Source organism: Flavobacterium enshiense (assembly GCF_040750275.1).
In the GTDB taxonomy this organism is placed as follows: domain Bacteria; phylum Bacteroidota; class Bacteroidia; order Flavobacteriales; family Flavobacteriaceae; genus Flavobacterium; species Flavobacterium enshiense_B.
In genome coordinates, this window is the sequence record NZ_JBDOCV010000007.1 from 1 (window position 1) to 332 (window position 332).

Consider the following 332-nt stretch of genomic DNA (forward strand, 5'->3'; position numbering starts at 1 on the left):
TTCACTTAATCCGGTGTCAAGTAACACAGAAGTAAAGGCCTCACCGTTCTCACCGATACAAATCACCGATCTTTCCGGTAAGTTCACTTTTGGCAACGGATGAACTTCCACGATATAATCGGTTGATCCTCCGTAACAGCCGTTCAATTCTGTTTTAACACGATACGTAACCGTTCCGATAACCGTTGAAGTATTCGTCAATTGCTGTACAATCGGATCTGCGATAGGACCTGAACCCGATGTAGCTCCGATTACATTGCTTACATCAACCACTTCCCATTCGATATTCGTTCCTGCAACCAATGGCAATACATTAACTCTGATGTTGGTTG

The 332-nt window shown here is 43.7% G+C and carries 1 protein-coding gene; it reads right to left on the bottom strand.

Features of this window, described 5'->3' with window-relative positions:
• Window positions 1-332 (bottom strand): PKD-like domain-containing protein (locus tag ABGT15_RS11820; RefSeq protein WP_367231647.1); only part of this gene is annotated, 332 nt, incomplete at both ends.